4 protein-coding genes are annotated in these 7489 nt (G+C 66.2%); 1 reads left to right on the plus strand and 3 read right to left on the minus strand.

The annotated features are described in order from the left end of the window. Positions 1-76: 76 nt before the first annotated feature. Together ACIBI6_RS29445 and ACIBI6_RS29450 are read right to left on the minus strand one after the other, a co-directional pair. Positions 77-3661 carry a hydantoinase B/oxoprolinase family protein gene (locus ACIBI6_RS29445; protein WP_396958513.1) on the minus strand — a complete coding sequence of 1195 codons (3585 nt, stop codon included), beginning with the start codon at positions 3659-3661 and terminating at the stop codon, positions 77-79. Positions 3662-3746: 85 nt separating this feature from the next. After that, a complete protein-coding gene (locus tag ACIBI6_RS29450; RefSeq protein WP_396958514.1) occupies positions 3747-5399 on the minus strand; it encodes a DUF4185 domain-containing protein in 1653 nt (550 codons plus the stop codon). Positions 5400-5503: 104 nt separating this feature from the next. Here ACIBI6_RS29450 and ACIBI6_RS29455 point away from each other — a divergent pair, with 104 nt between their 5' ends. Beyond that, positions 5504-6007: a hypothetical protein gene (locus tag ACIBI6_RS29455; protein ID WP_396958516.1), complete on the plus strand. Its 504-nt coding sequence runs from the start codon at positions 5504-5506 to the stop codon at positions 6005-6007. Here ACIBI6_RS29455 and ACIBI6_RS29460 read toward each other — a convergent pair. Next, positions 5997-7349 carry an MFS transporter gene (locus ACIBI6_RS29460; protein WP_364350708.1) on the minus strand — a complete coding sequence of 451 codons (1353 nt, stop codon included), beginning with the start codon at positions 7347-7349 and terminating at the stop codon, positions 5997-5999. The two genes, ACIBI6_RS29455 and ACIBI6_RS29460, sit on opposite strands and share 11 nt — an antisense overlap. Between the last annotated feature and the right edge of the window lie 140 nt (positions 7350-7489).

A 7489-nucleotide genomic window follows, 5' to 3' on the forward strand; every position in this document is an offset into this window, starting at 1 on the left:
TCCTTCCGACGTGACACTGTCGAATGTGAGCTACCTCACTCTCGAAAAGCATGCCAGGGCGGCGCGCCGACCGTGATCAGTTCCCGTACCCGCCGCCGCCGGGCGTCTCGATGACCAGCACATCCCCGGGGTCGAGGTGCGCCGAATCCGCCCCGCTCAGGTCCTGCACCGTGCCATTGGCACGCTCGATCCGGTTTCGGCCGAGTGCGCCGGGCGCGCCGCCCGCCATGCCGTACGGGGGCACCCGACGGTGACTCGACAGCGTCGAGACCGTCACCGCTTCGGTGAACCGCAGTCGACGCACCGCTCCGTCACCGCCACGCCATCGCCCGGAGCCCCCGCTACCCGCCCGTACCGAGAACTCCTCGAGCAGCACCGGCAGCCGCCACTCCAGCACTTCCGGATCGGTGAGCCGCGAGTTGGTCATATGGGTCTGGACCACCGGCGCGCCGTCGAAGCCGTCGCCCGCACCGGATCCGGATCCGATCGTCTCGTAGTACTGGCTGCGATCATTGCCGAAGGTGATGTTGTTCATCGTGCCCGAACCTTCGGCCTGCACCCCGAGCGCCGCGTACAGCGCGCCGGTAATCGCCTGGGAGGTCTCGACATTGCCCGCGACCACCGCGGCCGGCGGTTCCGGCGCGAGCATCGAACCAGCCGGCACGATGATCCGCAGCGGGCGCAGGCAGCCGTCATTGAGCGGAATATCGTCGGCGACCAGCGTGCGGAAGACATACAAGACCGCCGCGTTCGCGACGGCATAGGGCGCGTTGAAATTACCGTCGAGCTGCGCCGACGTGCCGCTGAAATCGATGGTGGCGCTGCGGTTTTCCCGATCAACCGTGACCCGAACCCGAATGGTCGCACCTAGATCGGTCGCATAGGCGTATTCGCCGTCGTCGAGCGCATCGATGACGCGCCGCACCGCCTCCTCCGCATTGTCCTGCACATGCCGCATATACGCCTCGACGACATCGAGTCCGAAGTGCTCGATCATCTTCCGGACTTCTTCGACACCCTTGGCATTTGCGGCGATCTGGGCCCGCAGATCGGCGATATTGGTGGCCGGATTGCGGGAGGGATACGGCGCTTCGGTCAGCAACCGCAGCGTCTCATCCTCCCGGAACCGGCCGTCCTCGACGAGCAGCCAGTTGTCGAAGATAACGCCCTCCTCCTCGATGCGACGACTGTTGGCCGGCATCGAACCGGGCGCGATACCGCCGATCTCGGCGTGATGACCGCGTGATGCGACATAGAAGAGGATCTCGGTGCCTGCAGTATCGAATACCGGCGTGATCACCGTGACATCGGGCAGATGGGTGCCGCCGTGGTAGGGATCGTTGACCGCATAGGTGTCGCCGGGACGCATGCCCCCGGCCTGCCTGCGCCGGATAACCTCCTTGACACTGGTCCCCATCGATCCGAGATGCACCGGGATATGCGGCGCATTGGCGACGAGATTGCCGTCAGGATCGAAGAGCGCGCACGAGAAGTCCAGGCGCTCTTTGATATTGACCGACTGCGCGGTCGACTCCAGCCGCGCGCCCATCTGCTCGGCGATGGACATGAACAGATTGTTGAAGACCTCCAGCAGCACCGGATCCGCTTCGGTGTCCGCCTCCGGTCCGGCCACCGCGGCGACCCGTTCCATGATCAGATGGCCGAGGTCGTTCACCACGGCCTGCCAACCGTCGTCGACGACCGTGGTGGAGTTGGCCTCGGTGATGATCGCGGGTCCGCGCACCGCCCGCCCCGGCATCAATTCGGCACGCCGATAAAGGAATACTTCGCGTCGAGCGCCTCCGGTATGCAGCCACACCGACTCCGACTCGCCGGTGGCCGAGCGCGGTCCGGCGAGGTCGGCGAGATCGGGTGGTTCGGTGAGTCCGGTCGCCTCGACCGAAAGCGCCTCGATCACGATCGGGCGGTCCAGCACGAAGGAATAGGTGCTCCGATGGCGTTCGACGAAATCCGTTGCCATCTGCGTCGGTTCGGTGAGTTCGACGGTGAGCGTGGTGTCGGTGCCGTCGTAGCGCAGCTGGGCGCGCCGCACGATGCGCACCCGGTGCGCGGGTACGTCCTCACCGAGTAGTTCGGCGCGCGTGATGGCCTCCAGATCATCGGCGATCTCGACGACACGCTCCATCGACTCGTCGCGCAGCGGCAACTCCACCGAACGCTCGCGCATGGCGGTGGTATCGGCGAGACCGATGCCGAGAGCCGAGAGCACACCGGCCATCGGCGGCACCACAACCGTGCGAATGCCGAGGGAATCGGCCACTTTACAGGCGAGTTGGCCACCTGCACCGCCGAAGGTGGTCAGCGCGTACCGGGTCACATCGTGGCCCTTCTGCACCGAGATCCGCTTGATGGCGGCCGCGATATTCGCGACCGCGATTTCGAGATAGCCCTCGGCGACCTGCTCCGGTGTGCGATCGTCACCGGTGCTCTCCGCGATTTCGGCGGCCAGTTCCGCGAATCGGTTGCGCACCAGCGCATCATCGAGCGGTTCGTTGCCCTCCGGCCCGAAAACCCGTGGAAAATGCGCGGATTGGATTCGACCGAGCATCACATTGGCATCGGTGACGGTGAGCGGTCCGCCACCGCGATAGCAGGCCGGTCCGGGTGCCGCGCCCGCGGAATCTGGTCCCACGCGGTAGCGGCTGCCGTCGAAGTGCAGGATCGAACCGCCACCGGCCGCGACGGTATGGATATCGAGCATCGGCGCGCGTAACCGGACACCGGCGATCTGCGTGATGAACACCCGCTCGTACTCACCCGCGAAATGCGATACGTCCGTGGAGGTTCCACCCATATCGAAACCGATGACCCGATCGAATCCGGCGAGTTCGGACATCCGAACCATGCCGACGATGCCGCCCGCCGGGCCGGACAGGATCGCATCCTTACCGCGGAACTGTCCGGCCTCGGTGAGTCCGCCGTTGGACTGCATGAACATCAGCCGCACACCGGTGAGCTGGTCGGCGACCTGCTGGACATAGCGACGCAGCACCGGTGAGAGATAGGCGTCCACCACCGTGGTGTCCCCGCGCGGCACCAGCTTCATCAGCGCGCTCACCTCGCTGGACAGCGAGACCTGCGGAAATCCGATATCCCGGGCCAGCCGGCCGATCGCCTGTTCGTGCTCGGGATACAGATGTGAATGCATGCAGACGACGGCGACGGCACGAATACCACTGTCGTACAACGGCTTCAGCTCGGCGGCGAGGGCCTGCAGGTTCGGTGGTTTCAGCACGGTGCCGTCCGCCGTTACGCGCTCGTCCACCTCGATCACGCGCTCGTGCAACAACTCCGGCAGCACGATCTCGCGCGCGAAAATCTGCGGACGATTCTGATAGGCGATGCGCAGTGCATCGCGGAAGCCACGCGTGATGACCAGCACAGTCCGTTCACCCTTGCGCTCGAGCAGCGCGTTGGTCGCGACCGTTGTGCCCATCCGGACGGCATCGATCTCGGCGGAGCCCCCCGCGTCGGCGAGGATTTCGCGAATGCCCGCCACCGCGGAATCGGCATAGCGCGCCGGATTCTCCGAGAGCAGCTTGTGTGTAACGAGCTTGCCGTCGGGACGGCGAGCCACCACATCGGTGAAGGTGCCGCCCTGATCGATCCAGAACTGCCAGCCCGGTGTCTCGCTCGTCACCGGAGCCGCCCGTGCGAAATGGGTATGCGCTGGTCGATCACATCCGCACCATACCCAATCACCGTCGGAGCCGATCCGAGCGCGATCAGTGCGGCGGATCGAGTTTCGCGTGCATGAGGTACACGTTGTAGCTATCCCATGCCGAGATGGTGAAGTACAGATCCTCGCTCGTCGACCACGGATGGATGAAGCCGCCGTAGGCCTTCGGATAGTCGTCGGTAGAGACCAGCTGGACACCATCGGTCCAGGCGCCCTGTGGGCTGGCCGCGGTGCGCATCACGATCGCACCGCGCGCCGAATCCAGATAGACCATCTGCCACTGCCGGCTGCCCTTGTCGAAGCGCACCGACAGCTCGCTTGCCATACCGACAACCAGAGGCGTGGCCTGGTTTTCGACCGCCGGCGCCCAGGTCCCACCCACCCAGTACTGGTAGGCCGATTTGTTCAGCACCTCGGTCTTGCGCACCCTGGCCAGGCCGATGACCCCGACGCGGCCGTTGGGCGTGCCGAACATGTAGACGTAGTCGCCCTGCGGCACCATGGCCGTCACCTGGAACCGGCCGAGCCCGAAGAAGTTGTCCCACCTGGCGTACTGATCCTTGACCCAGGTGCGGCCGTTGTCGTCGGAGTACGCCAGCCCGCCGTAGTTGGTCGACCACAGGCCGGGGATGCGGCTCCAGTGGTTCACCGACATGTAGCTCATGAACTGGCGCTGTCCGATCGCGAACCCGGAGGTCGGGATGGTGGTCGTCTCCCAGTTCTTGATCTTGCGGCTGGACAGCAGTTCGGTGGCGTGACAACGGCTGTCCTGCACCATGGTGTCGATGCTGAGGCCGTCGGCGAGGTCGTGGTCGGTGCTGTAGCCGAGCACATTGCTGCGCCAATCGGGCCCGCCGACGCCACCGAAGGTCCAACCGTCGCCGAAGGTATCGCCGAAGGCCACGGCGACCTCGCCCGGTTTGGTCTCCCACATGATGCCGAGATCGGTGCCGTCGACCTGCCAGCGCATATCGGTGCGATTCGCCGAACCGTGCCCGGTCACCTGACCGACCAGCTCCACCGACTCCAGCAGCGGCGGGCCGATGGCGGCGGTCAGTGGTCCGGGTTCGGCCGGGTGCACGATCGGCGGCGGCGCGGGTTGCGGTTCGATTCCGTCGGGGCCGGGCACCGGGATCGGAACGGGTTCGATCTCCGGACGGAACGCTATGCGCGGCAGGCGGAGCGCGCCGGAACCCGAACTCGATCCGGAGCCCGAGCCGGATCCGGAACTCGATCCGGTGTCGGGCGCGATTTCCGGTTCTGTCTCCGTGGCGGGATCCGACGGTTTGGGTTCAGTGGCGGGATCTGGCGGTTTCGGCGTGTCTCGAATATCCGGGCACGGGTTGCGACATGGGTCCGGTGGCAGTGGCTCCGGATCGATCCGGGTGTTGTCCGGCGCCGGATCGGGGACAGGTACCGGCGTGATCTCGGGAATCGGCACCGGTATATCGATCTGCGGGGGCAGCTCGGGCAGCGGCGGAGGCGGCGGTGCGTTGGGGTCCGGCGCCCGGTTCAACGGGTCGAATCCGATCTCGCCACAGCTGTTCACCGGCGGTGGCGCCCACGGATGCTGCGCGGCTTGCGCGACTGGAGCCGGTACGGTCAGCGCTCCGGCGAGCATTACACCGAGGATTACGGGCGCACAGGGATGCTTGGCCGCCGACGCGGACGCACGCGTACCGCTCGGCCGAAATCCCATTCCTTGTTGACTCCCTGTCGATTCGGGTCGATGGGAGATCAACTTACCCGACCGAATGGCGCGACGGGGGGAACCGGATGGGGCGCAGTCGCGTCCAATCAGATATGAGCGAGATCGAGTACGTATTCGGGACCGGTGACGGCACGGTCCACGTCTGGGCCAGTCAGGCGGATCGGGATCTATCCGGGTCGGGACTGGGCGATGCGGTGGCACTCGACTTCGACGGCGACGGCCTGGTCGATGACGTGCTGTGGGATTCGGACGGCACCGGCATCGCCGATGTGGCCGGGCTGGATCTGGACGACGACGGTGTACCCGACCATTTCTTCACCGACCCCATTGGCAACGGCACCTGGAATCACCAGATCACCGGGAGTCCGACCGATGCGGGCAGCGAAGATCTGGCCTGGATCGAGCGCACCGAGCCGGAGCTGGATCACCTCGCCGCCGACGAATTCGGTGCAGCCTTGGCGAATGACGATGAGCCGCCGCAGGATTCGCAATGGCCGGATCCGCATGCCTCGATCGAACAGGTCGCAGCGCTGCGGGATCACCGGCCCTGGTCGGTCGATGAATCCGGCTACCCGACAATGCCATTCAGCCAGTGACCGGCGAGCGCCGATTGTTCAAGGCAATGGCCGCGATCCCCGCGCAATAGATACCGGCGCCGACGAGCACAACTGCGATCGAGCGCCCATCCTCCGGGATCACCAATGCGGTGAGCGCGATCGCCAGTACGAACGCGATATTGAATACGGTGTCCTGCAAGGCGAAAACCTGACCGCGCCTGGTGTCATCGATATCGATCTGCATGGTCGCATCGCCGGTCAGTTTGATGGTCTGCCCCGCGAGCCCGAGTAGGAAGGCAGCCACCAACAGCAATTGATGCGCCCGATGCGCCGCGGTTCCGGTGGAGGCGATCGCGGTCGGGGTGACCAGCGCCAACTGCACCACGGTCGCGGTCAACAGCCCGAGCACCACCGTGCGCGACCGGCCGAGCCGCGGAATCAATACCGGTGCGACCACCGCCGCCACCAACATGCCCGCCGCGGTGCAGCCGATGGCGAGTCCGAACCGGGTCAGTCCGGTATTCGCGCCGCCGCCGTCGACCGGCGCCTGCCGCAGCACCAGCACCATGATCAACGTATTGGTGCCGAATACGATCCGATGCGTGCCGATGCCGAGCATCGCGGTGGTGACCTGAACAGCTCCCCAGACCGCGCCCGCACCGTGGCGCAGACCGGTCGCGATCGCGCGCACGGCACTGCCGCGCGCCGCAGTCCCACGCTCCGGCCCCAGCGCCCCGGCCCCGAATCCGGCCGCGAATACCGCACCGCAGACCGACCACACCGCACTGATCGCCACCGCGACCGCCGATGCGAAATCACCCGCGCCGATCAACCCGATGATCGCGACCGCCGCGGCCGCGCCGACACCGGCACAGCCGGACGCCACCGTGGCCAGCACCGAATTCGCGGGCACCAGCCAGTGCTGATCGAGCACCCTCGGCAGCGCCGCGGACACGCCCGAGAGCACGAACCTACTGACTCCCACCACGGCGAGCGCGAGCAACAACAACGGCGTCGCACTACTGCCCGCAAGCAGTCCGACACTCACCGCAGCGATCAGCACCGCCCGCAGCACATTGGCGACAAGCAGCACCGCCCGCCGATCCCACCGGTCCAGCAGCGCACCGGCATACGGCCCGATCAGCGAATACGGCAGCAGCAGCACCGCGAACGCGGCCGCGATGGCGAGCGGATCGGTCTCCCGCTCCGGGTTGAAAAGAATGGCACCGGACAGCGCCGCCTGGAACATGCCATCACCGAACTGACCGGTAAAGCGGATCAGCGCCAACCGCAATACGCCGGGACTCTCGCGCAGCGCCGTATGCAGCGAAACCGGCCGCTCATCCGCGGGAGTGGAGCCGTTGGGGCGACCAGTAGACACGCCCAGAGGCTACTGGGTTGGAGTGCCCTACCTCCGGCGCGGCTCTGTTTAATGGCAGCGCCTTCGGCGCTGCGTGTTCGCGGCCCCCTGGTGTCTCGCGTCCGAGCCGTCGAGACTCGCGACTTCGTCGCATGCGCTTC

This window comes from Nocardia sp. NPDC050412, assembly GCF_044458825.1.
In the GTDB taxonomy this organism is placed as follows: Bacteria; Actinomycetota; Actinomycetes; order Mycobacteriales; family Mycobacteriaceae; genus Nocardia.